Origin of the sequence: Cellulomonas flavigena DSM 20109 (genome assembly GCF_000092865.1) — a bacterium.
Lineage (GTDB): Bacteria > Actinomycetota > Actinomycetes > Actinomycetales > Cellulomonadaceae > Cellulomonas > Cellulomonas flavigena.
Genome location: NC_014151.1, coordinates 1,764,683 through 1,789,590, shown reverse-complemented (window position 1 = coordinate 1,789,590; position 24,908 = coordinate 1,764,683). Strand labels below are relative to the sequence as shown.

Sequence of the window (24,908 nt, the reverse complement as noted above, 5' to 3'; positions counted from 1 at the left end):
CGGGGAGGGTCGGCGCACCGCCTCAGCTCGCGAGGCAGCTCGGACCGAGCAACGCCTTGAGGTCACCGAACAGCGACGGCGAGCGCTCGACGCGCAGCCCGTCGTCGAGCCGCATGACCACCGCCCGGCCCGGGCTCGTCAGGCGCAGGTGCACCTCCGTGACCCCCGGGTGCGTCGAGAGCACCTCGCGCAGCCGCTCCACGACGGGCGGCGTGCAGCGCCCCTCGGACAGCGACACCACGACCGGCGCGTCCGCGGCCTGCGACGTGTCCGGGATCGTCACCTCCATCGCCTGCAGCTGCATGGTGTCGTCACGGCGGCGCACGCGCCCCCGCACCACGAGCACCGCGTCCTCCGCCAGCACCGTCGAGTAGGCGAGGTACGTCTCGCCGAAGAACATGATCTCGACGCCGCCCTCCATGTCCTCGAGCGTGACCGCGGCCCACGGGTTGCCCTGCTTGGACATCTTGCGCTGCAGGCTCGTCACCAGGCCGGCAACGACGACGGTCGAGCCGTCGGGTCGCTCGGTGTCCGCGTTGAGCGTCGCGATCGACACGTCCGCCTGCGCCGACAGCACGTGCTCGAGCCCCGACAGCGGGTGGTCCGAGACGTACAGGCCGAGCATCTCCCGCTCGAACGCCAGCCGCTGCTTCTTGTCCCAGTCCGGCAGGTCCGGGATCTGCACGGCGATGCCCGTGCCCGTCTCGTCGCCGCCACCGAGGTCGGCGAACAGGTCGAACTGGCCCGTCGCCTCCTTGCGCTTGACGTCGATGACGGCGTCGACCGCCTGCTCGTGCACCAGCAGCAGCGCCCGGCGCGCGTGACCGAGCGAGTCGAACGCCCCGGCCTTGATGAGCGACTCGATCGTCCGCTTGTTGCAGACCACCGCGGGCACCTTGTCGAGGAAGTCCGTGAAGGACGTGAACGCGCCCTTCTCCTCGCGCGCCGCGACGATCGCGTCGACCACGTTGGCGCCGACGTTGCGCACGGCCGTCAGGCCGAACCGGATGTCCTTGCCCACGGCCGTGAAGTTCGCCGAGGACGAGTTCACGTCCGGCGGGAGCACCGTGATGCCCATGTGACGGCACTCGCCCAGGTACAGCGCCGACTTGTCCTTGTCGTCGCGCACGCTGGTGAGCAGCGCCGCCATGTACTCGGTCGGGAAGTTCGCCTTGAGGTACGCCGTCCAGTACGAGACCACGCCGTACGCCGCGGAGTGCGCCTTGTTGAACGCGTAGCCCGCGAACGGGACGAGCACGTCCCACACCGCCTGGATCGCCGCGTCGGAGTACCCGCGCTCGCGCATGCCCGCCTGGAAGGGCACGAACTCCTTGTCGAGCACCTCCTTCTTCTTCTTGCCCATCGCACGACGGAGCAGGTCGGCCTGCCCGAGCGAGTAGCCGGCGAGCTTCTGCGCGGCGCGCTGCACCTGCTCCTGGTAGACGATGAGGCCGTAGGTCACGCCGACGACGTCCTCGAGCGGCTCCACCAGCTCGGGGTGGATCGGCTCGATCTCCTGCAGCCCGTTCTTGCGCAGGGCGTAGTTGGTGTGCGAGTTCATGCCCATCGGGCCGGGGCGGTACAGCGCGATGACGGCGGAGACGTCCTCGAAGTTGTCCGGGCGCATCTGCCGCAGCAGCGAGCGCATCGGGCCGCCGTCGAGCTGGAAGACCCCCAGGGTGTCACCCCGGCCCAGCAGCTCGTACGTCGGAGGATCGTCGAGCGCCACCTCCTCGATGAGAATGGGCGGCTTGCCGTTCATCACGATGTTCTCGAGCGCGTCGTCGAGGATCGTGAGGTTGCGCAGCCCCAGGAAGTCCATCTTGATGAGCCCGAGCGACTCGGACGCCGGCTGGTCGAACTGGGTGATGATCGCGCCGTCCTGCGGGCGCTTCATGATCGGGATGATGTCGAGCAGCGGCTCGCTGGACATGATCACGCCGGCCGCGTGCACACCCCACTGCCGCTTGAGGTTCTCCAGGCCACGCGCGGTCTCCAGCACGCGCTGCGCCTCGGGGTCCGCGGCGACGACCTGCCGGAACTCGTCGGCCTCCGCGTAGCGCGGGTGCTCCGGGTCGTACATGCCCGAGAGCGGGATGTCCTTGCCCATGACGGGCGGCGGCATGGCCTTGGTGAGCTTCTCCCCCATGGCGAACGGGAAGCCCAGCACGCGCGACGCGTCCTTCAGTGCCTGCTTGGCCTTGATGGTGCCGTACGTGACGATCTGGCAGACCCGGTCGTCCCCGTACTTCTCCGTCACGTACCGGATGACCTCCCCGCGCCGGCGCTCGTCGAAGTCGACGTCGACGTCGGGCCACGAGACGCGCTCGGGGTTGAGGAACCGCTCGAAGATCAGGCCGTGCTCCAGCGGGTCGAGCTCGGTGATGCCCATCGCGTACGACGCCATCGACCCGGCGGCGGAGCCACGGCCCGGCCCGACGCGGATGCCCTGCTTCTTGGCCCAGTTGATGAAGTCGGCGACCACGAGGAAGTAGCCCGAGAACCCGAGCTGCGTGATGACGCCCGTCTCGTAGTCCGCCTGCTTGCGCACGTGGTCCGGGATCGCGCCGTGGTAACGACGCAGGAGACCGTTCTCGACCTCCTTGACGAACCACGAGTCCTCGTTCTCGCCCGCCGGGACGGGGAAGCGCGGCATGTAGTTGGCGCCGGTGTTGAACTTCACCTCGCACTGCTCGGCGACGAGCAGCGTGTTGTCGCACGCCTCCGGCAGCTCGGCCCACGTGCGGCGCATCTCCGCCGCCGACTTCACGTAGTACCCGGTGCCGCCGAACGCGAAGCGGCTGCCGCCCTGGTCGCTGGTCGGCTCGTCGAGCGTCGAACCGGACTGCACCGCGAGCAGCACCTCGTGCGCGTGCGCGTCCTCCTCACGCGTGTAGTGCAGGTCGTTCGTCGCGACGATCGGCGCACCGATCCCCTCGGCGATCCGCAGCAGGTCCTTGATGACACGGCGCTCGATCTCCAGGCCGTGGTCCATGACCTCGACGAAGAAGTGCTCCTTGCCGAAGATGTCCTGCAGCTCGCCCGCGGCGCGCAGCGCCTCGTCGACGTGCCCCAGCCGCAGCCGGGTCTGGATCTCGCCCGACGGGCAGCCGCTCGTCGCGATCAGGCCGTCGGCGTACCGCGACAGCAGCTCGCGGTCCATGCGTGGCCACTTGCCCATCTGCCCCTCGACGGAGGCGAGCGAGCCCATCCGGAACAGGTTGTGCATGCCCTCGGTCGTGCGGCTCAGCAGCGTCAGGTGCGTGTACGCACCGCGCGCCGAGACGTCGTCCGCCGCCTGGTGGGCCTCACCCCACCGCACGCGGTTCTGGTCGAACCTGCTCGTGCCGGGGGTGACGTACGCCTCGACGCCGATGATGGGCTTGATGCCCCGCTCGGTCGCCTTCTGCCAGAACTCGAAGGCACCGAAGAGGTAACCGTGGTCGGTGATCGCCATCGCCGTCTGACCCAGGCGCTTGGCCTCGTCGAGCATCTCGCCGATGCGCGCGGCGCCGTCGAGCATCGAGTACTCGCTGTGCACGTGGAGGTGGACGAACGACGGGTCCTCGGTTCCTCCGGCTGCCATGCCGGCGATCCTACGTGCCCCCGCCGACGCTCAGGCGTACGCGCCGCGGAGCGTCTCGAGCGCCGCGACGAGGTCCTCCGGGTAGTCGCTCGCGACCTCGAGCCACTCACCCGTGGCGGGGTGCTCGAAGCCCAGCCGGACCGCGTGCAGCCACTGCCGCGAGACGCCCAGACGCGCTGCGAGGGCCGGGTCGGCGCCGTACGTGAGGTCCCCCACCAGGCTGTGCCGCAGCGCGGCGAAGTGCACGCGGATCTGGTGCGTGCGGCCCGTCTCGAGGTGCACCTCGACGAGCGAGGCGCCGGGCAGCATCTCGAGCACCTCGTAGTGCGTCACCGACGGCTTGCCGTCCGCGACCACCGCGAACTTCCAGTCCGACGACGGGTGCCGGCCGATGGGCGCGTCGATCGTGCCCGTCGTCGGCGACGGGTGGCCCTGTGCGAGCGCGTGGTACACCTTCTCGACCGTGCGCTCCTTGAACGCACGCTTGAGCACCGTGTAGGCGTGCTCGCTCTTGGCGACGACCATGAGTCCCGACGTCCCGGCGTCGAGCCGGTGCACGACGCCCTGACGCTCGGCCGACCCGGAGGTCGAGATGCGGTAGCCGGCCGCCGCGAGCGCGCCCACCACGGTCGGCCCGGACCAGCCGGGCGACGGGTGCGCCGCCACGCCGACCGGCTTGTCGACGACGACGAGGTCGTCGTCGTCGTGCACGATCCGCATCCCCGGCACCGGCTCCGGCACCACCACCGGTGCGGTCGGGACCGGCAGGCTGAGATCGACCTCGAGGAACGATCCGGCGACGAGCCGGTCGGACTTGCCCACGGCGCGACCGTCGACGCGCACGGCTCCCTGCGCCGCGAGCTCCGCCGCGCGCGTGCGGGAGAGCCCCAGCAGGCGGGCGAGCGCCGCGTCGACCCGCTCACCAGCGAGCCCGTCCGGGACCGGCAGCGCGCGCGTGCCGCTCATGCGGCACCCCCGTCGTCCGCCGCGGACGCCTGGCTCGCGGGCGCCGGTTCGTCGCCCCCGGTCCGCGCGTCGCGCGTGCCGTCCACGTGCACGCCCCGCGCCGTGAGCCACACGACGAGCACGGCCGCCACGACGATGGCGATGTCGGCGACGTTGCCGACGAACAACCGCCCGTAGGCGAGGAAGTCGATCACGTGCCCGCGGAACGGGCCCGGCTCCCGCAGCATGCGGTCGACGAGGTTGCCGAGCGCCCCGCCGAGCAGCAGCCCGAGCGCGAGCGCCCACCCCGGTGAGCCGATCCTGCGGGCGGTACGGACGATCACCACCACGACGGCGACCGCGACCACCGTGAGCACCCACGTCATGCCGGTGGCGATCGACAGGGCCGCGCCCGGGTTGCGCACGAGCTGCAGCCCGAGGAGGTCACCGAGCAGCGGCGTGCGCTCGCGCGGCTCGAGCGCGGCGACCGCCCACACCTTGGTGAGCTGGTCGACCACGAGCACGACCGTGGTGAGCGCGAACAGCCCGCGGACCAGGCGTCGGCGCCGCTCCGGCGGGACACCGCCGGTCACGGCGACGGCCGCGTCGTCCGCCGCGGGTGCGGCGGACGACGAACGGTCGTCGGGCAGGGCTGTCGCGTCGTCCGTCGTGGGCACCGCAGGAGTCTACGGGCGCCTCAGCGACGCTCCTCGCGCTGCTTGCACGTCACGCACAGCATCGCGCGCGGGAACGCCTGCAGGCGCGCCTTGCCGATCGCCTGCCCGCAGGACTCGCACACGCCGAACGTACCGGCCGCGAGCCGGTCCAGCGCGTGCACGGTCTGGTCCAGCAGGTCGCGCGTGTTGTTCACCAGCGTCAGCTCGTGCTCGCGCTCGAGCGCGGACGAGCCGGAGTCGGCCTGGTCGTCGCCCGCCCCGTCGCCGGAGTTGCGCAGCAGGTCGGACAGCTCGGCGTCGGCCGCGGCCAGCTCGGCGGCCAGCCGCTCACGGTCGGCAGCGAGCTCGCCGGCGACCTCGTCCACCTCGTCCCGGGTCCACGGCACCTCGCCGTCCCGCACGGGCAGGACGGCAGCCAGTGCCCCCGCTCGCTCGTCGGACCCCATCGTCAGTGTGCTCAGTGCGTCGTTCATGGTCACGGACGTTCCCCCCGTCTCGAGTGCCGCGACTGTATGCGCGTCTGCGTCCGGGCACAACAGCACGCACCGGGCACGCCGGTGGCGCGACACGCCGCGGGGACCTGCGGGCGCGCCCCGACGGGCAGCGGACGGCCGCCGGAGCGTCGCGACGATGTCCAGCGCCGCCGGCGCACGATGCCGACAGGCATGACGACGCCGCCGAGGACAGGCACGCGTCCTCGGCGGCGTCGTCCCGGGTCAGATGCTCTGGCTCTCCGGTACGGGCTGGCTGCCCGAGCGCGGCGGCAGGGCGTTGCCGCGGTTCTCGAGGTCGCCCAGGAGGTTCTCCAGGTAGCTCTTCAGACGCGTCCCGTAGTCGCGCTCGAAGACGCGCAGCTCGTCGATCTTGCGCTCGAGCAGCGATCGCTCCTGCTCGAGCTGCCCGAGCGTGCGCTGCGACGTCTCCTCGGCCTCCCGCACGATGCGGTTCGCCCGCGTCTTCGCCTCGTTGATGAGGCGGTCGGACTCCTCCTGGCCGCTGCGGACGTAGTCGTCGTGCAGCTTCTGGGCCAGGGCGAGCATGCCGGTGGCCGACTCGGGCTCGTTGCCGCGCACCGGGGCGGTGGCGGCGGGGACCGGGGGCTGCACCAGGGCCGGCGCCGGGGCGGGCGCGGGCACCGGGGCCGGCTCGGGCACCGGCTCCGGCTTCGGCGCCGGGGCGGGCTGCTGCGCGCCGGCCCGGCTCAGCTCGGCGATGCGACGCTCGGCTGCGGCCAGCTTCGTCTTCAGGTCGTCGTTCTCGCCCTGGAGGTCCCGCAGGGTGTTGACGACCTCGTCCAGGAAGTCGTCGACCTCGTCCTGGTCGTAGCCTTCCCGGAACTTCGTCGCCTGGAACTTCTTGTTCAGGACGTCGTCTGCGGTGAGCAGTGCCATCGTCGTCACCTCTGTCGGTCGTACTGGCTAAGGCCGGCGGCAGTCAGTCCACCGACCGCCTCGGGCCACGGTAGCGGAGAATCCGGGCGGCGCACGCCTCCCGACACTCCGGCGCCACGTGCTGAGCGCGGCGTGTCGCGACGCACTACCCGGCGTGTCGTTCGCGCCTGGCGGACGTCATCGCAGGATCGAGAGCAGGAGCGAGCACGTCAGCGCGAGCACCAGGAACGCCAGGTCCAGGCGGATCGAACCGATCCCCACGGGCGGCAGCACCCGACGCAGCGCGCGCAGCGGCGGATCCGTCACCGTGTAGGTGATCTCCGCCACGACGAGGGCGACGCCGCTCGGACGCCAGTCACGGGCGAAGACCTGCACCCAGTCGAGCACGAGACGGACCAGCAGCAGCAGGAAGAACGCGAGGACGACCAGGTACAGCAGTCCGGTGATCAGCTCCACGCGTCAGCTCTGGTTGTAGAAGCCGGAGCGCGCCGCCGGGTCCGGTGCCGCCGCCGCGTCACCCGCGAGCTCGACGTGCGCGGGCGACAGCAGGAAGACCTTGCTGGTCACCCTCTCGATCGCACCGTGCAGCCCGAAGATCAGGCCGGCCGAGAAGTCGACGAGACGCTTGGCGTCCGCGTCGTCCATGTCCGTGAGGTTCATGATGACGGGCGTCCCCTCGCGGAACGCCTCGCCGATCTTGCGGGCGTCGTTGTACGACCGCGGGTGGATCGTCGTGATGCGTCGCAGGTCCCCCGTCTCGCGGGGGGCGGGTGCGGCCTGCACGCGCGGCGTGCGGTGCAGGGGCATCACCTGCGCCTCGTAGGTGTCCTCCGGCACGGCGACCTCCGCCTCCTCGTACTCCTCGAGGTACTCCTCGTGGTCGGACCGGTCGTCGGCCAGGCCGAGGTACAGCATCGTCTTGCGCAGCGCTCCGGCCATCGCGTCGTCTCCCATCCGCCGGGCCTCCCCGACTCGCGCGTCCCGCCCGTCCACCGCTCCGCTCGACCGGAGCCGGTGACGGTGACGAGACGTCCCAGCGCCGTCACGCTAGCAACGGGCGCGTGCACCGGCCCGTCGACACGCGGGCGTGTCGGCGAGCCGCTGCGCGACGTCACCCCCGCGGTGGACGAGGGGCGTCGAGGAGACGCACGACGCCGGCGAACCGGCCGGTCACGCCCGTGCCGTCGTGCACGGCTCGGCGGTGGGAGTAGAGCGCCGGATCCGCGTACGTGTCCCGGCCGTCGGTGTGCACGACGTCGATCCCGCACCGTCGCAGGACGGCGGCCACGCCGCGGGCCAGATCGACCCCGGGCGTCCCCGCCGACGTGCACGACGCCGCCTCCGGGACGGCCGCCGCGACGTCGTCCCGCATGGCCTCAGGGACCTCGTAGGACGACCCGGCGATGCACGGTCCGACGGCAGCGACGACCCGCACCGGGTCGGCACCGGCGCGCACCATCTGCGCGACGGTCGCCTGCAGCACACCCGCCACGAGGCCCGGGCGCCCGGCGTGCGCGGCGGCCACGACCCCGGCCACCGGGTCCGCGAGCAGGACGGGCGCGCAGTCCGCGACGTAGACGCCGAGAGCGACGTCGGGCGAGGTCGTCACCAGGCCGTCGGCGCGGACGCCACCCTCGTCGTGCCGTCCCACGACGGCGACGTCGGCCCCGTGCACCTGGGTCGCGAAGACCAGGCGAGCACCGACTCGGCGCTCGAGCGCAGCGCGGTTCGCCGCCACCGCGTCGGGGTCGTCACCCACGAGGGTTCCGAGGTTCAGCCCGTGCCACGGCCCCGTCGAGCGCCCGCCGGCGCGCGACGTGAAGCCCGCGAGCACGCCGGGCCCGAGCGGCGCGAGGTCGAGCACCACGTCGCCCACCGGGCCCGGTCCCGCCCCCACCGACCTACTTGAGGAAGTCGGGCACGTCGAGCTCGTCGCGCTCTCGCCGCGTCTCCTCGGCGAGCACGCGCGGCACCTCGAGCGCACCGGTCGACGCAGCGGGCTCTGCCTGCGTCGCCAGGAAGGCCGGCACCTCGCGCGGGGCGTCACCCGGTCGTGCCGGCGCCCGGCCGGTCGTGCCGACGGGGACGAGGTCCTCGTCGGGCACGTGCACCGGACGCGGCGTCGGCACCGCGGCAGCGGTCGGCAGGCTCGCCACCGAGGCGACCGGTGGCACCTGACGTGCCGTGGCACCGCTCACCTGACCGAGCGCGCGCGCGTCCCGGCGCTGGACCGGCCCGCCCCCGTCGAACCCGGCGGCGATGACCGTGACGCGCACCTCGTCCCCCAGGGCGTCGTCGATGACGGCGCCGAAGATGATGTTGGCCTCGGCGTGCGCGGCCTCCTGCACGAGCCGCGCGGCCTCGTTGATCTCGAACAGCCCGAGGTCGGAGCCGCCCTGGATCGACAGCAGCACGCCGTGCGCACCGTCGATGCTGGCCTCGAGCAGCGGCGAGGAGATCGCCATCTCGGCCGCCTGGACGGCACGGTCCTCCCCGCGCGCGAAGCCGATGCCCATGAGCGCCGACCCGGCGCCCTGCATGACGGACTTCACGTCGGCGAAGTCGAGGTTGATGAGACCCGGCGTCGTGATGAGGTCGGTGATGCCCTGGACACCGGACAGCAGGACCTGGTCGGCCGAGTGGAACGCGTCGAGCACCGAGACCGAGCGGTCGGAGATCGACAGCAGCCGGTCGTTGGGGATGACGATGAGGGTGTCGACCTCGGCGCGGAGCGCGTCGATGCCCGCGTCGGCCTGCACCGAGCGACGGCGACCCTCGAAGGTGAACGGGCGCGTCACGACACCGATCGTCAGGGCGCCCAGCGAGCGCGCGATCCGCGCGACGACGGGCGCGCCGCCGGTGCCGGTGCCGCCGCCCTCGCCCGCGGTGACGAAGACCATGTCGGCGCCGCGCAGGACGTCCTCGATCTCCTCCGCGTGGTCCTCGGCCGCCTTCTTGCCGACCTCGGGGTCGGCGCCGGCGCCCAGGCCGCGCGTGAGCTCGCGGCCGACGTCGAGCTTGACGTCGGCGTCCGACATGAGGAGCGCCTGGGCGTCGGTGTTGACGGCGATGAACTCGACACCCTTGAGGCCGACCTCGATCATGCGGTTCACGGCGTTGACGCCGCCCCCGCCGATGCCGACGACCTTGATGACCGCCAGGTAGTTCTGCGGAGCTGCCACGGTGGGTGCCTCTCGTTCGCGGGTCGCGGCGTGCCGGGCCGCTCGTGCTGGTCCCGACACGCGGGACGCGGGTCGTGCTGGTGAACCTTCACCCTCAGGTTGAGGGTTAGAGTTATGTCAGGTGTGCTCTCGTGACGTGACGCTAGGTGGCGTCCTCCGCCGGATCAACGACCGGCGCGCGCGTGTCGTGCACTCGTGCCGACGCGCGCCCCCGGGCCTCACCGGGTGATCGGCATGCGCGGGGCCGAGACGTCGAGCACGGACGCCTCCGGCGCCGCCGCTCGCAGCCGCGCCAGCACCGCGATCTTCAGCGGCGTCTCGTCCGCGCTCCCCCAGTCGATGCGCGGCCCGCCGTCGCGCAGCTGCATCGTCACCGTGTCCTGCGTGCGCGCGGCCACCGACTCGACCTGCGCCAGCACGTCGGGCGGCAGCTGCTCGAGCACCCCCAGGACCGCACCGAGGGTGCGCCGGTCGCCCACCGGGACGTCGACCACCGGCAGACCCGCCGGCGCCGCGTCGGCGAGACCGACCTGCACACCCTGCTCGTCGAGCAGGACGAGACCCGCCCCCGGGGCGTCCTGCGGCACGGCCGCGACCGGCTCGCGCGACACGAGCTGCACCGCGAGCCCCCGCGGCCAGTCGCGCACCACGCGCGCCTCCCGCACTCCGGGCACCTCGAGCACCCGGTCACGCAGGCCCACCGCGTCGAGCCGCGGCAGCGGCGTGCCGGCCCGCTCGGTGACGACCGCCAGCACCTGGTCGACGGCGACGACCGTGCCCGCACCGGTGACCTCGACCTGCTGCGGGTCGAGCGCGAGCAGCGGCGAGAACAGCAGCACCCAGCCCAACGCGCCGGCACCGGCCACGGCACCCCCGGTGCCCAGGACCTGACGGCGCGCGAGGTTGCGGCGGGCGCGCGCACGCTCCTCGAAGCGCTCGCGCGACGTGGTGGAGACGACAGCGGGACGCACCGGCCCCGAGAACCGCCGCGTCGTGTACGTCGTGACCGTGCGCGTGGGGCCCGTGGCGGGGGCGGGCGCCGCCACCGGCACGGCGCCCGTCGACACCCCACCCGCCCGCCGTGGCGCGCCCTCCCGGGAGGCCCGCGCGTCCTTCGGCGTGCGCGCGTCGCGGGACCCTCGGGCGCCCTTCGGGGGACGCGCGTCCGTCGGCGGGCGGACGTCCTTCGGCGTGCCGGTACCCGGGGGCGTCCGTGCGGGGGGCGCGGCGCCCGTCGACGTCGCGGCACCGTCCGCCGGCCGTCCGCCGTCCCCGGCGCGTCCCCCCGCGCTCCCCCGGCCCGCCGCGCCCGCCTCCGGATCCGCCGGCCGGCGGGTGACCGTGCGGCGGGGTGCGGCGGGGCGGGCGGCGGCCGGGCGGCCCGGACGCGGTGCCGGCGGACGCTGCGGGCTCACGGCCGCGCCCCACCCGACGGGTCCGTCGGAGCGGGGGTACCGGCCGTGGCCGGGTCCGGCGCCGCGCCGCCCGTGGCCGCCTCGAGCTCCGCGAGGACCACGGGTCCGAGCTCGGTGACGTCGCCGGCGCCCACGGTCAGCAGCAGGTCGCGCGGGCGCGCGAGGGCGGCGACCGCACGGGCGGCGTCGAGCCGGTCGGGCACGAACTGCGCCTTGCCGGGCGTCGGGACGCGGTCCACCACGAGCGCACCGGTGACCGACGGGTCCGGGTCCTCGCGCGCGGCGTACACGTCCGTGACCACGACGGCGTCGGCGAGGTCGAACGCCTCGCCGAACTCGCGGGCGAACGTGCGGGTCCGCGAGAACAGGTGCGGCTGGAAGAGCACCAGCACGCGACCGTCGCCTGCCACCTGCCGCGCGGCGCGCAGCAGCGCGGCGACCTCGGTGGGGTGGTGCGCGTAGTCGTCGACGACGCGCACGCCGGCGGCCGTCCCCCGGTCCTCGAACCGGCGACCCGTGCCGACGAAGTCGTCGAGCCCTGCCGCCGCCTCCGCGGAGCCCACGCCGAGACGCCGCAGCGCGCACCACGCGGCGGCCGCGTCGAGCGCGTTGTGCGCGCCGGCGACCTGCAGGTGGAGCGTGACGGGCTCCTCGTCGCGCGGCGACAGGACGACCCGCCACCGCCCGTCGGGGGTGGACCTGCTCTCCCCCACGCGCACGTCGGCGTCCGCCGACGTGCCGTAGGTGCGGAGCGCCACGCCGCGCTCGGTGAGCCGGTGCCGCACGGCCGCGACGAGCCGGGCGGCGCCCGGGTCGTCGGCGCAGGCCACGAGCAGACCGCCGTCCCGCACCCGGTCGGCGAAGCGCTCGAACGCGGCCTCGAAGCGCTCGCGCGTCCCGTAGTGGTCGAGGTGGTCCGGCTCGACGTTGGTGACGACGGCGACCAGCGGCTCGTACGCGAGGAACGAACCGTCCGACTCGTCGGCCTCGGCCACGAACGGGCCGTCGCCGTGACGCGCACCCCCGAGGGTGCCCGCCGTGGCCCGCACGACGCCGCCGATCGCGAACGACGGGTCGGCGCCCGCGTGCACGAGCGCGGCGGCCAGCATGCCGGAGGTCGTGGTCTTGCCGTGGGCCCCGGCGACCGCGACCGCGTCCCGGTCGGCCATGAGCGCGGCGAGCGCCTCCGAGCGGTGGAGCACGGGCACGCCACGCTCCCGCGCACGGACGACCTCGGGGTTCGTGGACCGCACCGCCGACGAGACGACGAGCGAGTCGACGTCCTCGACGTGCGCGGCCGCGTGGCCCACGTGCACCTCGACGCCGGCGGCCCGCAGCCCGGCCAGGGCCGGGCCGTCGTGGGCGTCCGATCCGCTGACGCTCAGGCCGCGCGCCGCGAGCAACGGCGCGATCGCGGACATGCCCGCGCCGCCGACGCCCACGAGGTGCACGCGCCCCAGGTCGGCCAGCGTGACGGGGCCGCGCTCACCGGGGTCCGGCACGGCGGGCGTGTGCGCCGGGACGGGCACCGACGGTGGCGAGGAGGCCCGCACGTGCGCCGGGAGCTGCGCCTCGACGAGCGCGGCGACCCGCGCCGCGCCGTCGCGCACCCCGACCCGGGCGGCGGCGGCGCCCATGCGCTCGCGCACCTCCGCGGCGTCGCCCGTGCCCAGCAGCACCGGGACGTGGGCGCGGACCCAGTCGGACGTGAGGTCCCGGTCGTCGACCAGGACACCACCGCCCGCGCCGACGACGCCGGCCGCGTTGAGGCGCTGCTCCCCGTTGCCGATGGGCAGCGGCACGTACACCGCGGGGATGCCGAGCGCGGCCAGCTCGCACACCGTGCCGGCCCCCGCCCGGCCCACGACGACGTCCGCGACCGCGAGCGCCTGCTCCATCGCCGTCAGGTACTCCAGGACGTGGTAGCGCTCGGCACCAGGCACCCCGACGAGCGCCGCACGGACCTCGTCGGCCTTGCCGCGGCCCGTGAGGTGCAGCACCTGCGCACCCGTCGCGAGCAGTGCGCCGGCCGCGCCCGCGACGGCACGGTTGACGCTCACGGCACCCAGGGAACCGCCCGTGACGAGCAGCGTGGGCCGCGCCGGGTCGAGGCCGAGCGCCTCCGCGCCCGCGCGACGTGTGCCCCCGGGGTCGGCCGTGCGCGCGCTCACCAGGTCCTGCACGGCGGTCCGCAGCGGCAGACCCGTCACCTGGGCGCCGGGCAGCGCGGTGCCCGGGAACGTCACCGCCACCGCCGCCGCCCACCGGGCGCCCAGGCGGTTGGCCAGCCCCGGTCGGGCGTTCTGCTCGTGCACCACGACGGGCAGGCCGCGGCGGCGCGCTGCCAGGTACGCGGGTGTCGCGACATAGCCGCCGAACCCGACCACGACCTGCGCGTCGATCGCGTCGATCGCGTCGTCGGCCGCCTGCACCGCCGCGCGCAGCCGCCCCGGGAGCCGCGCCCAGTCCGCGGTGGGACGTCGCGGCAGCGGCACGCGCGGCACCACCGCGAGGTCGTAGCCGTGCTCGGGCACCAGGCGGGCCTCGAGCCCCTCGGCGGTCCCCAGCACCGCGAACCGGCCGCGGGGGTGCCGGCGGCGCAGCTCGTCGGCGACGGCGAGCAGCGGGTTGACGTGCCCGGCCGTCCCGCCGCCTGCCAGGAGCACCGAGGTCGCGTCAGCCACGGACCCGTCCGATCACCGCGAGCGAGCGCCGCACCACCGAGGCGCGCGCGGCGAGCGCCTCGGCGGCGCCGGGCTCGGAGCGTGCGAAAGCCAGGAGCAGCCCGAGCGCCGCCATCGTCATGATCAGCGCCGAGCCACCCGCCGAGACCAGCGGCAGCGGCACGCCGATCACCGGGGCCAGGCCGATGACGACGGCGATGTTGACCGCCGCCTGCCCGATGATCCACGCGAAGACGGCGCCCGTCGTGATCTTCACGAACGGGTCGGGGTGCCGCAGGATGATCCGCACCATTCCCAGCGCCAGCAGCGCGAACAGACCGAGCACGAGCAAGGTGCCCACCAGGCCGAGCTCCTCTCCGAGGATCGCGTAGATGAAGTCGTTGTGCGCGGCCGGCAGGTACGACCACTTCTCGGCGCTCTGACCGAGGCCGACGCCGCTCACGCCGCCCGTCGCGAGGCCGTACCTGGCGCGCAGGCTCTGGTAGCACTCGTTGGAGACGTCGCACTCGGACGACAGCAGCGCCGTGATGCGGTTGATCCGGTTGTCGCTGCCGATCACGAGGAGCGCGACCCCGCCGGCCGCGATCGCCCCGGCGAGGCCCATGACCCGCACCGGGACGCCCGCGACGAACATCGCGCCCGCGACGAGGAGGCACATGACGAGGGCGGTCCCCAGGTCGCGGCCGAGGAGGACGACGCCGATCGCCGCACCGGCGACCGGGACCACCGGAACCAACGCGTGCTTCCACTCGTGCAGCAGCGACAGCTTGCGCGTCAGGACGGCTCCGATCCACACCGCGAGGGCCACCTTGAGGAGCTCGGACGGCTGGGCCATGAACCCGGGCAGGGCGACCCAGTTGCGGTTGCCGCCCTCGCCGCGGCCGAGCGGCGTGAACACGAGCATCTGGAACCCGATCGCCGCGAGCAGCGCGGGCCAGGCCGCGGCCCGGACCACCCGGACCGGCAGCCGCGAGGCCACGAGCAGCAGCGGGAGGCCGATGAGCGCGAAGCGCGCCTGGTTGAGGAAGACCGCGTACGCGGAGTCCCCCGCCGCGAGCGACTCGACGCTCGAGCTGGACAGCACCATGACCAACCCGATGGCCACGAGCAGGAACGTCGTCCCGAGGAGCAGGTAGTAGCTCGTCACCGCGGAGTTCCACGTCCCGAGCAGCGAGGCCTCGCGGGGCTGCGGCGCGCCGGCCGCGGCCGCGGTCACGCGCGACCGTCCGGTGGCCGCTCCCGACCGGCGTCGGCACCACCCAGGGCACCCACGGCCGCGGCGAACGCGTCACCGCGCGCGGCGTAGGACGTGAACTGGTCCATCGACGCGCACGCGGGCGCGAGCAGGACCGTGACCGGCATGCCGGCGGGCGCGCCGGCGGCGAGCCGGCGCGCAGCGTCCACCGCGCGGGTCATCACCGGCTCAGTGTCACCGGCGTCGACCTCGATCACGGGGACGTCCGGCGCGTGTCGGGCGAGGGCGGCGCGCAGCGGCGCGCGGTCGACGCCGATGAGCACGACCCCGCGCAGCCGGTCGCGCCGCGCCGCGACGAGCTCGTCGAACTCGGCACCCTTGGCCAGCCCCCCGGCCACCCACACGACCGAGGCCGGCTCGAACGCCGCGAGCGACGCCGACGCGGCGTGCGCGTTGGTCGCCTTGGAGTCGTCGACGTACGCGACTCCCTCGACGTGGCCGACCGTCGCGATGCGGTGGGCTCCCGGCGCGAAGTCGCGCAACCCGTCGCGCACGTGGACCGGGTCGACGCCGTGCGCGAGCGCGAGCGCGGCGGCGGCGAGCGCGTTGCGCACCACGTGCGGGGGGACGACGCCCGCCGGCCCCGCGAGCTGCGCGAGGTCGGCGAGCGTCCCGAGCTCGGCGGCGTGCGTGTGCCGCAGCCGCGCGAACCCGCGGTCGACGAGCACGTCGTCGACGAGCCCGACCTGGCCGACGCCGGGCGTGCCGAGCGTGAAGCCGACGGCCACGCAGCCGTCGACGACGTCGGCCTGCCGCACGAGGTCCTCGGTGGTGGTGTCCGACGCGTCGTAGACGCACGCGACCTGGGCGCGCTCGTAGATCCGGCCCTTGTCGGCGGCGTACGCGGCGAGCGACCCGTGCCAGTCGAGGTGGTCGGGGGCGACGTTGAGCACGGCGGCGGCCTGCGCGGACATCGAGACGGTGTGGTGGAGCTGGAAGCTCGAGAGCTCGACCGCGAGCACGTCGAGCGCCGGGTCGACCGCTGCGAGCACGACCGGCGTCCCGACGTTGCCGACCGCGAGCGTGCGCCGGCCGGCGGCTCGCAGGATCGACTCGAGCATCCCGACGGTCGTCGTCTTGCCGTTGGTGCCCGTCACGGCGAGCCACGGCGCCGGCTCGCCTGCACCGCCGTCCCGCGGCACGCGCACCTGCCACGCGAGCTCGACCTCGCTCCACACGGGGACGTCCCGCTCGCGCGCGGCGGCGAGCACGGGGTGCGCGGGCGCCATGCCGGGGGACGTGACGACGAGGTCGGCACCGCCCAGGTCGTCGGCGACGAGCGACGCGACGTCGGCGACGTCGGCGTCCGTCGCGCGCTCGTCGAACGTCACGACGCGCGCGCCGCGGTCCCGCAGGACCTGCGCAGCCGCGCGACCCGAGACGCCGAGCCCGGTGACCAGGACGGTGCGACCGTCGAACCGTGCGTCCACCTACTGCGCCACCCACTCCGCGTAGAAGATGCCGACCCCGAGCGCGACGAAGAGGCCGGCGATGATCCAGAACCGGATGACGATGGTCACCTCGCCCCACCCCGACAGCTCGAAGTGGTGGTGCAGCGGTGCCATCTTGAAGACGCGCTTGCCGGTCATCTTGAAGAAGCCGATCTGGATGACGTCCGAGAGCACGATGACGACGAACAGCCCGCCGATGATCGCGCCGAGCACCTCGGTGCGGGTGAGGATCGTCAGCGCCGCGAGCGCGCCGCCGAGCGCGAGCGACCCGGTGTCGCCCATGAAGATCCGCGCGGGGCTCGCGTTCCACCACAGGAACCCGAACAGTGCGCCGGTCACCGCGGCGGCGACGACCGCGAGGTCGAGCGGGTCACGCGTCTCGTAGCACCGCGGACCGGCGGACAGCAGCGACTGGCACGTCTGGTTGAACTGCCACACGCCGACGAGTACGTACGCGCCGAACACGATGAGCGAGACGCCCGTCGCGAGCCCGTCGAGGCCGTCGGTGAGGTTGACGGCGTTCGACCACGCGGTGATGAGGAAGTTCGCCCAGATCACGAAGAGCACGAGGCCCACCGTGACGCCCGCGAACGCCAGGTCGAGGTTCGTGTCCCGGATGAACGAGATGCGCGTCGAGGCCGGCGTGCGGAACTGCTCGTTCGGGAACTGCAGCGCGAGCACGGAGAACGTGATGCCGACGGCACCCTGGCCGACGATCTTGCCGATCGGGCTGAGTCCGAGGGAGCGCTGCCGCGAGATCTTGATGAAGTCGTCGAGGAACCCGACGACGCCGAGCCCGGTCATGAGGAACAGCGCGAGGAGCGCGGACGCGCTCGGTCGCGTCCCCGTCAGGACCTGGCCCGCGGCCCATCCGATGAGCGTCGCCCCGATGATGACGACGCCGCCCATCGTGGGCGTGCCGCGCTTCGTGAAGTGGGCGGTCGGACCGTCCTGGCGGATGAACTGCCCGTACTGCCGCCGGATCAGGAAGCGGATGAACAGCGGCGTGCCGAGCAGTGCGACGAGCATCGCGACACCGCCGGAGATGAGGACGGCCCTCATGCGCCGCGCTCCACCAGCTCGTCCCCGAGGCGCCAGAGGCCCGCGCCGTACGACGACTTCACGAGGACCACGTCGCCCGCGCGCAGCTCCTGGGCGAGGAAGGCCGCGGCGGTGTCGACGTCGTCGACGAGCACGACCTCGTCACCCCACGAGCCCTCGTGGTTGGCGCCGTCGCGGATCGCGCGCGCGCCCTCCCCGACGACGACCGTCAGCCCGATGTTGAGGCGCACGACGAGCCGCCCGATCGCGTCGTGCGCGGTGCGGTGCTCGTCGCCGAGCTCGAGCATCTCGCCCAGGACGGCGACGGACCGGCGCTCGCGACCGGCGATGACCGCGAGGGCCTTGAGGGCGGCGCGCATCGAGTCCGGGTTCGCGTTGTAGGAGTCGTCGACGACCGTGACGCCGTCGGCGCGGTCGACGACGTGCATGCGGTGCGGCGACAGCGCGTCGGCGGCGGTGAGGCCCGCCGCCACCTCGTCGAGCGTGAGCCCCACCTGCAGCGACGCGGCCGCGGCTGCGAGCGCGTTGTGGACGTGGTGCTCCCCCACGAGACGCAGCGCGACGTCGCGCGCGTGGCGGTCCTCGCCCACGACGTGCACGAGCCGGAAGGTCGCGCGACCGAGCGCGTCGAGCCGCACGTCCTCGACGCGGACCTCCGCGTCGGGTGCAGCACCGAACAGCACCGCACGACCCGGCGCGACGTCCGCCATCGCGCGCACCCGCGGGTCGTCGCCGTTGAGCACGGCCACACCGTCGGGCAGCAGACCCGCGACGATCTCGGACTTCGCCCGGGCCACGGCGTCGATGCCGCCTCCGAACCCCCCGAGGTGCGCCTGCCCCACGACGAGGACGACCGCGACGTCGGGGGGCGCGATGTCCGTGAGGTACGTCAGGTGCCCCGGGCCGCTCGCCCCCATCTCGAGGACGAGGAAGCGCGTCTGCTCGTCGGCGCGCAGCACCGTGAGGGGCAGACCGATCTCGTTGTTGAACGAGCGGACGGGAGCGACGGTCGGACCCGCCGCGCCGCACAGCTGCGCGAGCACGTCCTTGGTCGTGGTCTTGCCCACGGAGCCCGTGACGCCGATGACGCGCAGCCCGCTGCCGCCGGGCAGCGTGGCCGCGTCACGCAGCCGTGCGAGCACCGCGCGGGCCAGGTCACCCAGCGCGCGCTCGACGTCCGGCACCACGACGCACGGCAGGCCCGGCAGGGCGCGGGCGGCCAGCACCAGCGCGGCGCCCGCCGCGACCGCGCCGGCCGCAAAGTCGTGCCCGTCGACGTGCTCACCGGGCAGCGCCACGAACAGCCCGCCCGGCTCCACCTCGCGGGAGTCGGTCACGACGGGCCCCGTGACGACGTGCCCGGGGTCGGTCGCGCTCAGCGTGCCGCGCGTCGCGGCCGCGATCTCGGCCGCTGTGAGGGCGATCACGCGGGCTGCTCCCGGCCCTCGGCGCGGGCCGCGAGGAACACGTCACGGTCGTTGTAGCGGTGGAACACGCCGGCGATCTCCTGGGTCGGCTCGTGGCCCTTGCCCGTGACGATCACGGTGTCGTCCGGACCTGCCAGACGAAGGGCGTCGCGGATGGCCTGCGCACGACTGGTCGCCTCGTGCACGTCGGCCAGGTCGGGGCGCACGTCGCGCACGCCCGCGAGGATGGCGGCCCGGACGGACGCGGGGTCCTCCGAGCGCGGGTTCTCGTCGGTGACGACGAGGACGTCGGCGAGGCGCGCGGCGATCTCCCCCATGATCGGGCGCTTGCCGCGGTCCCGGTCGCCGTCGGACCCGAACACGATGACGAGGCGCCCGGGCGTGATGGGTCGCACGGCCTCGAGGGCGAGCACGAGCGCGTCGGGCGTGTGCGCGTAGTCGACGAGGCACAGCGGCCAGCCGTCCCCGCGTTCGACGACGCGCTCCATGCGCCCCGGGATCGCGTGGGCGCCCCCGACCGCCTCGATCGCGGTGGCCAGCGGGACGCCTGCGGCGTGCGCGAGCACGATCGCGAGCGCGGCGTTCGACACGTTGACCAGGCCGGGCAGCGGGCTGTGCGCCACGTGCCGCGCGCCGTCGGGGCCACGCAGCACGAACCGCGACCCGACGCCGTCGAGCCCCACGTCCGCCTCGACGACCGCCCACGTGGCGCCGGCCGCCTCGGGGGCGCCGACGTGCGTGCTCACGGTCTCGACGGGGATCGCCGCCTCCTCGGCCAGCCGACGGCCCCACGCGTCGTCGACCACCACGACGCCCCGCCGCGCCTGCTCGGGGGCGAACAGCCGCGCCTTGTCGCGGAAGTACCCCTCCATGTCGCCGTGGAAGTCGAGGTGGTCGCGCTGCAGGTTGGTGAACCCGACGACGTCGAAGCGCGTGCCGAGCACGCGACCGAGCGCGAGCGCGTGCGACGACACCTCGGTGGTCAGGGCCCCGGCGCCGCGTTCGTGGGCGACGGCCAGCAGCGCCTGCAGCACGGGGGCCTCGACCGTGGTGCGCGGGCTCTCCACGGCGTCGTCGCCGATCCGCAGCTCGACGGTGCCGAGCACCGCGGTCCGTGCGTGGTGCGCGCGCAGCGCCGCGTCGACGAAGTACGTCGTCGTGGTCTTGCCGTTGGTCCCTGTCACGCCCACGGTCACGAGCCGGGACGCAGGGTTCCCCAGCGCCCACGACGCGACCGGCCCGGCGAGCGACCGCGGGTCGTGGGCGACGAGCACGGGCACGTCCGGCGGGACCGCCGCCACACCGTCGTCGTCCGTGAGCACGGCGACCGCGCCACGCGCGACCGCGTCGGCCGCGAACCGCGCACCGTGCACCTTCAGGCCCGGGACGGCCACGAACAGGTCGCCCGGTTCGACGTCGGTGCTCGACATCGTCACGCCGGTGAAGGTCAGTCCGGCAGCCGGGGCGCCGACGGTCACGAGGTCGAGGTCGGCCGCGAGGTCCTCGACCCTGCGGACCGGCGGGCGCTCGGGACGGAGCCGGCCCAGGGGGGACGTCATGGGGAGGAATCTACCCCGCCCGCTCACTCCCACGTCGTGGGGAAGAGGGTCGCGGGCGCCCCCGACGGCGCGACGCCGAGCTGCTGCAGCGCGTACCCGGTGACCGCCGAGAACACCGGGGCCGCCACGGTGCCGCCGTAGATCGACGAGCGCGGGTTGTGCAGGACGACGGCGGTGACCACCTGCGGGTCGTCCGCCGGCGCGACGCCGATGAACGACGCCGTGTACCCGCTGGGGTTGAACCGCTGCGCCGTGCCCGTCTTGCCTGCCACGCGGTAGCCGGGGATCGCCGCGTTGCCGCCCGTGCCGTCGTCGACGGCGCTCTCCATCATCGACAGCACGGTGGCCGCCGTCTGCTGGGAGACGACCTGCGTGCCCTCCCGCGGCGCGGCGGGCTCGAAGACCCCGTCCGGCGACGTCCAGCCCGCGATGAGGTGCGGCGGCACGCGCACGCCGTCGTTGGCGATCGTCGCGAAGACGCTCGCCACCTGCAGCGCGTTGACGCCGACCGCCTGCCCGAAGAGCACGGCGTACTCGTCACGCCCGTGCCAGTCGTCGGGCGTGCGCAGCAGACCGCGGGACTCCCCCGGGACCTCGATGCCCGTCCGGCTGCCGAAGCCGAAGGCCGACAGGTACTGGTACCGCTGGTCCTTGCTGAGCCGCTCGCCGATGAGCACGGTCCCGACGTTCGACGACTCCGCGAAGATGCCGGTGGCGGTGAGCTTCTCCACGCCGTGGTCGTGCGAGTCCTTGATCGTCTCGCCCTGCGGCGTCCGCCACCGGTCCGCGACCTCGAAGCGGTCCGTCGGTCCGACGAGGCCGTTCTCGAGTGCGGCCGCCATGGTCACGACCTTGCTCGTCGAGCCGGGCTCGAAGATGTCGGCGACGCTCGGCGACAGCCCCTCGGTCGCACGGTCACCGGGAGCGTTGGGGTCGAACGCCGTGGAGTCCGCGAGCGCGAGGACCTCACCGGTCGGTCGCATGACGACGATGGTCCCGCCGTCGGCACCCGTCTCGGCGACCTTGGCCCGCAGCTGCTCCTCGGCCTTCCACTGCAGGTCCGAGTCGAGCGTGAGGCGCACCGAGCGACCGTCCTGCGCGGGGTTCGCCTCGCTGACACCGCCCGGGATCGGCTGGCCCCGACGTCCGCTCTCGAAGCGCTCCTGCCCTGCCGTGCCACGCAGGTGCTCGTCGAGCGCGAACTCCAGGCCCTGCAGGCCCTCCCCCTCGGAGTTCACGAAGCCGACGATGTTGCCCGCGACCGTGCCCTTCGGGTAGACGCGGTCGGCGACCTTCTCCACGCCGACGCCGTCCAGGCGCATCGCACGCACGGCGCGGGCCACGTCGGGCAGCACGTCGCGCGCGACGACGACGTACCCGCGGTCACCCACGAGGTCACCCCCGAGCTCGGCGGGGTTGAGACCCAGGACGGGCGCGAGTCGCGACGCGACGCCGGCGGCACCGTCCAGCCCGTCGGACGAGCCACGTGCACGGTACGTCGCGACCTGCTTCTGGTTGACGACGACGCGGTAGCGCTCGACCGACGTCGCGAGCACGACGCCGCCCGCGTCGGTGATCTCGCCCCGTGCACCCAGCACCTGGGCGGTCGCCATGCGCTTCTCGCGTGCGATCGCGGCGACCTCCGGCCCCGTCACCACCTGGACGTACACGAGGCGACCCGCGAAGGTCACCAGGACGAGGCACAGGACGACGAGGACCGCCGTCATGCGCGCGCGCGACGCGACCACGGTGCGCGGGGCGCCCGGGGCCGCCGGTGGGCGCACGGGGCGTGTGCCTGCGGGCGCCGGCCGGCGCGGGGCGACGCGCGAGCGCTCCGCGGCGGCGGCGGTCCGCCGGCGCGGCACGGTACCGGTGCGCTCGCTCACGGCGCCCACGGTGCCACGACCGGCCTCCCGGGCCGGCGCGACGCGCGGCGCCGGCGCGTCGGTGGTCCTGGCCGCCGGACGGCCCGGTGCCCCGCGCTGCCGGGCGGCCGGCTCACCCGCGGGCTGCCGGGTCGTGGTCCGCCGCGGGGCGGGTTGACGACGTGCGCCTTGCCGGCCCGTGGCCTGCCGGGGCACGCCGGTCGAGCGGGTGCTCATCCGCCCGCGGGTGCCGGGGCCCCCTGGACGCTCCCGTCCGCGAGCCGCAGCCAGCCGGTGCCGTTGGCCTCGACCATGCCGAGGCGGCGCGCCTCGGCCGCGAGCTGCGTCGGCGAGGACCGCATGTCGTGCTGCGCGACGAGGTCCATACGGTCCTGACGCAGCCGACCGAGCTCGTTGGACAGCTCGTAGCGCTCGAACGCGAGCGACGCCATCTGCGTGTTGAGCAGCAGCGCCGTGAGGAGCGCACCGGCGAGCACCGCCATGCACGCGAGCACGAACGGTGCGCGCGAACGGGCCTGGGCGGGGGCACCGACGACCCGCAGGCGGGGCCTGGGGGTCGCGGCCGGCCGCGCGGGCAGCGGGTACGCCGGGGTGGTGGCCGTGCGGGCGGCGGCCTGGGGCAGGGCGCTCATGCGGCTCTCCTCGGGGTGCGCAGGTGGTCGGGCGTGGGTCGCAGCCGCTCGGCGGCTCGCAGGCGGACGGACTGGGCGCGGGGGTTGCGGGCGAGCTCGGCCTCGTCGGCCTCCTCGGCCCCGCGCGTCAGCAGCCGCAGGTAGGGGGCGTGGGTCACCGGCTCGACCGGCAGGTCCGGCGGTGCGCTCGACGTGGCACCCGCGGCGAGCGCGCGCTTCACGAGACGGTCCTCGAGCGACTGGTAGGACTCGACGACGATGCGTCCGCCGACGGCGAGCACGTCGATCGCGGCCGGCAGCGCGCGCTCGAGCGCCGCGAGCTCGCCGTTGACCTCGATCCGCAGCGCCTGGAACGTGCGCTTGGCCGGGTGCCCTCCGGTGCGCCGCGTCGCAGCGGGGACGCCCGCGCGGACGATGTCGACGAGCTCGGACGTGCGCGTCAGCGGCGTCCGCTCGCGGAACCGCACGACGCCGCGCGCGATCCGGGCGGCGAACCGCTCCTCGCCGTAGACCCGCAGGACGCGCGCGATGTCGCGCTCGTCGTACGTGTTGAGCACGTCGGCTGCCGTGGGCCCGGTCGTCGGGTCCATCCGCATGTCGAGCGGCGCGTCGTGGGCGTACGCGAACCCGCGCTCGGCCTCGTCGAGCTGCAGCGAGGAGACGCCGAGATCCATGAGGACGCCCTGGACGCCCGGCAGACCGAGCCGCTCGACGACGTCACCGATCTCGTCGTAGACCGCGTGGACACCGGTGAACCGCTCGCCGAACGGTGCCAGGCGCTCGCTCGCCAGGGCGAGCGCCTGCGGGTCGCGGTCGATGCCGACGACCCGCACGTGCTCGATGGCCCGCAGGACGCCCTCGGTGTGCCCGCCCATGCCGAGCGTGCAGTCGACCAGCACCGCACCCGGGGCCGCGAGCGCGGGGGCGAGCAGCTCGACGCAGCGCTCCAGGAGGACCGGGACGTGCCGCGACGCGGCGTCGGCCGTCTGCTCGTCCATCGTCCTCCCTCCCTGGGAACCGTGCCGCGGTGTGGTGCTGGTGTGACAGATGTGGCTGGTGTGACTGCTGATACATGCAGATGGCCGGACGATCCCTCCACCGTCCGGCCAGATCCCCCACCGACCCTCTGGCGCCGGGGAAGTGGCGTCAGAGCGGACGGGGGGAGGTCTCGTCGGGCGGGTGAGGGTGCGGGGTGAGCGGGACCGCACCGGCCGCGGGGGCGGACGGTGGGGCGGACGGGACGACCTGCGGCCCGGGGGCCGACCGACGGCCTCAGAAGGGGCCGTTCGGGAAGACCTCCTCGGTCGTGTCGGCGTACCCCGCCTCCTGCTCCGCGAGGTACGTCTCCCACGCGGCGAGGTCCCAGATCTCGACACGGGTGCCCGTACCGATCACGGCGACGTCGCGGTCGAGACCGGCGTACGTCCGGAGCATCGGGGGGATGGAGATGCGTCCCTGCTTGTCGGGGAGCTCGTCGCTCGCGCCGGACAGGAACACACGCAGGTAGTCACGCGCCTGCTTGCTCGTGACGGGTGCGGTGCGGAGCTGGTCGTGCATCCGACGGAACTCGTCCATCGGCAGCACGAACAGGCAGCGCTCCTGACCGCGCGTCATGACGAGGCCTCCGGCCAGCTGCGGCCGGAACTTCGCCGGGAGGATGAGGCGGCCCTTGTCGTCGAGACGCGGTGTGTACGTGCCCAGGAAGGGCGCGAAGGAGCCGAATGCGCCTGTCGAGTCATGCGACACCTCACTCCCC

General features: G+C 74.2%; 20 protein-coding genes. All 20 read right to left on the bottom strand.

The genetic code is table 11. The annotated features are described in order from the left end of the window. Positions 1-22: 22 nt before the first annotated feature. Positions 23-3,586 (bottom strand): DNA polymerase III subunit alpha, encoded by a 3,564-nt coding sequence (gene dnaE, locus CFLA_RS08100; protein WP_013116838.1) that lies wholly within the window; start codon positions 3,584-3,586, stop codon positions 23-25. A 30-nt stretch (positions 3,587-3,616) separates the two neighbouring features. After that, entirely contained in the window at positions 3,617-4,552 is a 936-nt protein-coding gene (locus tag CFLA_RS08095; RefSeq protein ID WP_013116837.1) for an RluA family pseudouridine synthase, read from the bottom strand. After that, a complete protein-coding gene (lspA, locus tag CFLA_RS08090) occupies positions 4,549-5,208 on the bottom strand; it encodes a signal peptidase II (protein ID WP_013116836.1) in 660 nt (219 codons plus the stop codon). Before lspA ends, CFLA_RS08095 begins: the two co-directional genes overlap by 4 nt. A 20-nt stretch (positions 5,209-5,228) precedes the next feature. After that, positions 5,229-5,681: a TraR/DksA family transcriptional regulator gene (locus tag CFLA_RS08085; RefSeq protein ID WP_013116835.1), complete on the bottom strand. Its 453-nt coding sequence runs from the start codon at positions 5,679-5,681 to the stop codon at positions 5,229-5,231. A gap of 243 nt (positions 5,682-5,924) precedes the next feature. Further along, the gene (locus CFLA_RS08080) at positions 5,925-6,599 is read right to left on the bottom strand and encodes a DivIVA domain-containing protein (protein WP_013116834.1); all 675 of its coding nucleotides are present in this window, start codon (positions 6,597-6,599) and stop codon (positions 5,925-5,927) included. 177 nt (positions 6,600-6,776) lie between these two features. Continuing rightward, the gene (locus CFLA_RS08075; RefSeq protein ID WP_013116833.1) at positions 6,777-7,055 is read right to left on the bottom strand and encodes a YggT family protein; all 279 of its coding nucleotides are present in this window, start codon (positions 7,053-7,055) and stop codon (positions 6,777-6,779) included. Between the two features lie 3 nt (positions 7,056-7,058). Next, positions 7,059-7,538, bottom strand: coding sequence for a cell division protein SepF (locus tag CFLA_RS08070; RefSeq protein WP_043598910.1), 480 nt, complete (start codon positions 7,536-7,538; stop codon positions 7,059-7,061). A 172-nt stretch (positions 7,539-7,710) separates the two neighbouring features. After that, positions 7,711-8,496, bottom strand: coding sequence for a peptidoglycan editing factor PgeF (gene pgeF / locus CFLA_RS08065; protein WP_148234318.1), 786 nt, complete (start codon positions 8,494-8,496; stop codon positions 7,711-7,713). A gap of 4 nt (positions 8,497-8,500) precedes the next feature. Beyond that, entirely contained in the window at positions 8,501-9,781 is a 1,281-nt protein-coding gene (gene ftsZ / locus CFLA_RS08060; RefSeq protein WP_013116830.1) for a cell division protein FtsZ, read from the bottom strand. Positions 9,782-9,999: 218 nt separating this feature from the next. Further along, positions 10,000-10,848 (bottom strand): cell division protein FtsQ/DivIB, encoded by an 849-nt coding sequence (locus CFLA_RS08055; protein WP_013116829.1) that lies wholly within the window; start codon positions 10,846-10,848, stop codon positions 10,000-10,002. Positions 10,849-11,192: 344 nt separating this feature from the next. Further along, positions 11,193-13,880, bottom strand: coding sequence for a UDP-N-acetylmuramate--L-alanine ligase (gene murC, locus CFLA_RS21180; RefSeq protein ID WP_013116828.1), 2,688 nt, complete (start codon positions 13,878-13,880; stop codon positions 11,193-11,195). Next, a complete protein-coding gene (gene ftsW / locus CFLA_RS08045) occupies positions 13,873-15,096 on the bottom strand; it encodes a putative lipid II flippase FtsW (protein ID WP_013116827.1) in 1,224 nt (407 codons plus the stop codon). The genes murC and ftsW overlap by 8 nt, the downstream gene beginning before the upstream one ends. Then, a complete protein-coding gene (gene murD / locus CFLA_RS08040; RefSeq protein WP_013116826.1) occupies positions 15,093-16,565 on the bottom strand; it encodes a UDP-N-acetylmuramoyl-L-alanine--D-glutamate ligase in 1,473 nt (490 codons plus the stop codon). The genes ftsW and murD overlap by 4 nt, the downstream gene beginning before the upstream one ends. Then, positions 16,566-17,648 carry a phospho-N-acetylmuramoyl-pentapeptide-transferase gene (mraY, locus tag CFLA_RS08035; protein WP_013116825.1) on the bottom strand — a complete coding sequence of 361 codons (1,083 nt, stop codon included), beginning with the start codon at positions 17,646-17,648 and terminating at the stop codon, positions 16,566-16,568. Continuing rightward, positions 17,645-19,075 carry a UDP-N-acetylmuramoyl-tripeptide--D-alanyl-D-alanine ligase gene (locus tag CFLA_RS08030; RefSeq protein ID WP_013116824.1) on the bottom strand — a complete coding sequence of 477 codons (1,431 nt, stop codon included), beginning with the start codon at positions 19,073-19,075 and terminating at the stop codon, positions 17,645-17,647. The genes mraY and CFLA_RS08030 overlap by 4 nt, the downstream gene beginning before the upstream one ends. Beyond that, entirely contained in the window at positions 19,072-20,634 is a 1,563-nt protein-coding gene (locus tag CFLA_RS08025) for a UDP-N-acetylmuramoyl-L-alanyl-D-glutamate--2,6-diaminopimelate ligase (RefSeq protein WP_013116823.1), read from the bottom strand. The genes CFLA_RS08030 and CFLA_RS08025 overlap by 4 nt, the downstream gene beginning before the upstream one ends. Positions 20,635-20,657: 23 nt before the next feature. Next, entirely contained in the window at positions 20,658-22,520 is a 1,863-nt protein-coding gene (locus tag CFLA_RS08020) for a peptidoglycan D,D-transpeptidase FtsI family protein (RefSeq protein WP_245530321.1), read from the bottom strand. Between the two features lie 212 nt (positions 22,521-22,732). Further along, the gene (gene ftsL, locus CFLA_RS08015) at positions 22,733-23,152 is read right to left on the bottom strand and encodes a cell division protein FtsL (RefSeq protein ID WP_013116821.1); all 420 of its coding nucleotides are present in this window, start codon (positions 23,150-23,152) and stop codon (positions 22,733-22,735) included. Continuing rightward, positions 23,149-24,150, bottom strand: a complete 1,002-nt coding sequence (rsmH, locus tag CFLA_RS08010; protein WP_013116820.1) for a 16S rRNA (cytosine(1402)-N(4))-methyltransferase RsmH — start codon at positions 24,148-24,150, stop codon at positions 23,149-23,151. Before rsmH ends, ftsL begins: the two co-directional genes overlap by 4 nt. A 274-nt stretch (positions 24,151-24,424) precedes the next feature. Further along, positions 24,425-24,898 (bottom strand): division/cell wall cluster transcriptional repressor MraZ, encoded by a 474-nt coding sequence (gene mraZ, locus CFLA_RS08005; protein WP_013116819.1) that lies wholly within the window; start codon positions 24,896-24,898, stop codon positions 24,425-24,427. Between the last annotated feature and the right edge of the window lie 10 nt (positions 24,899-24,908).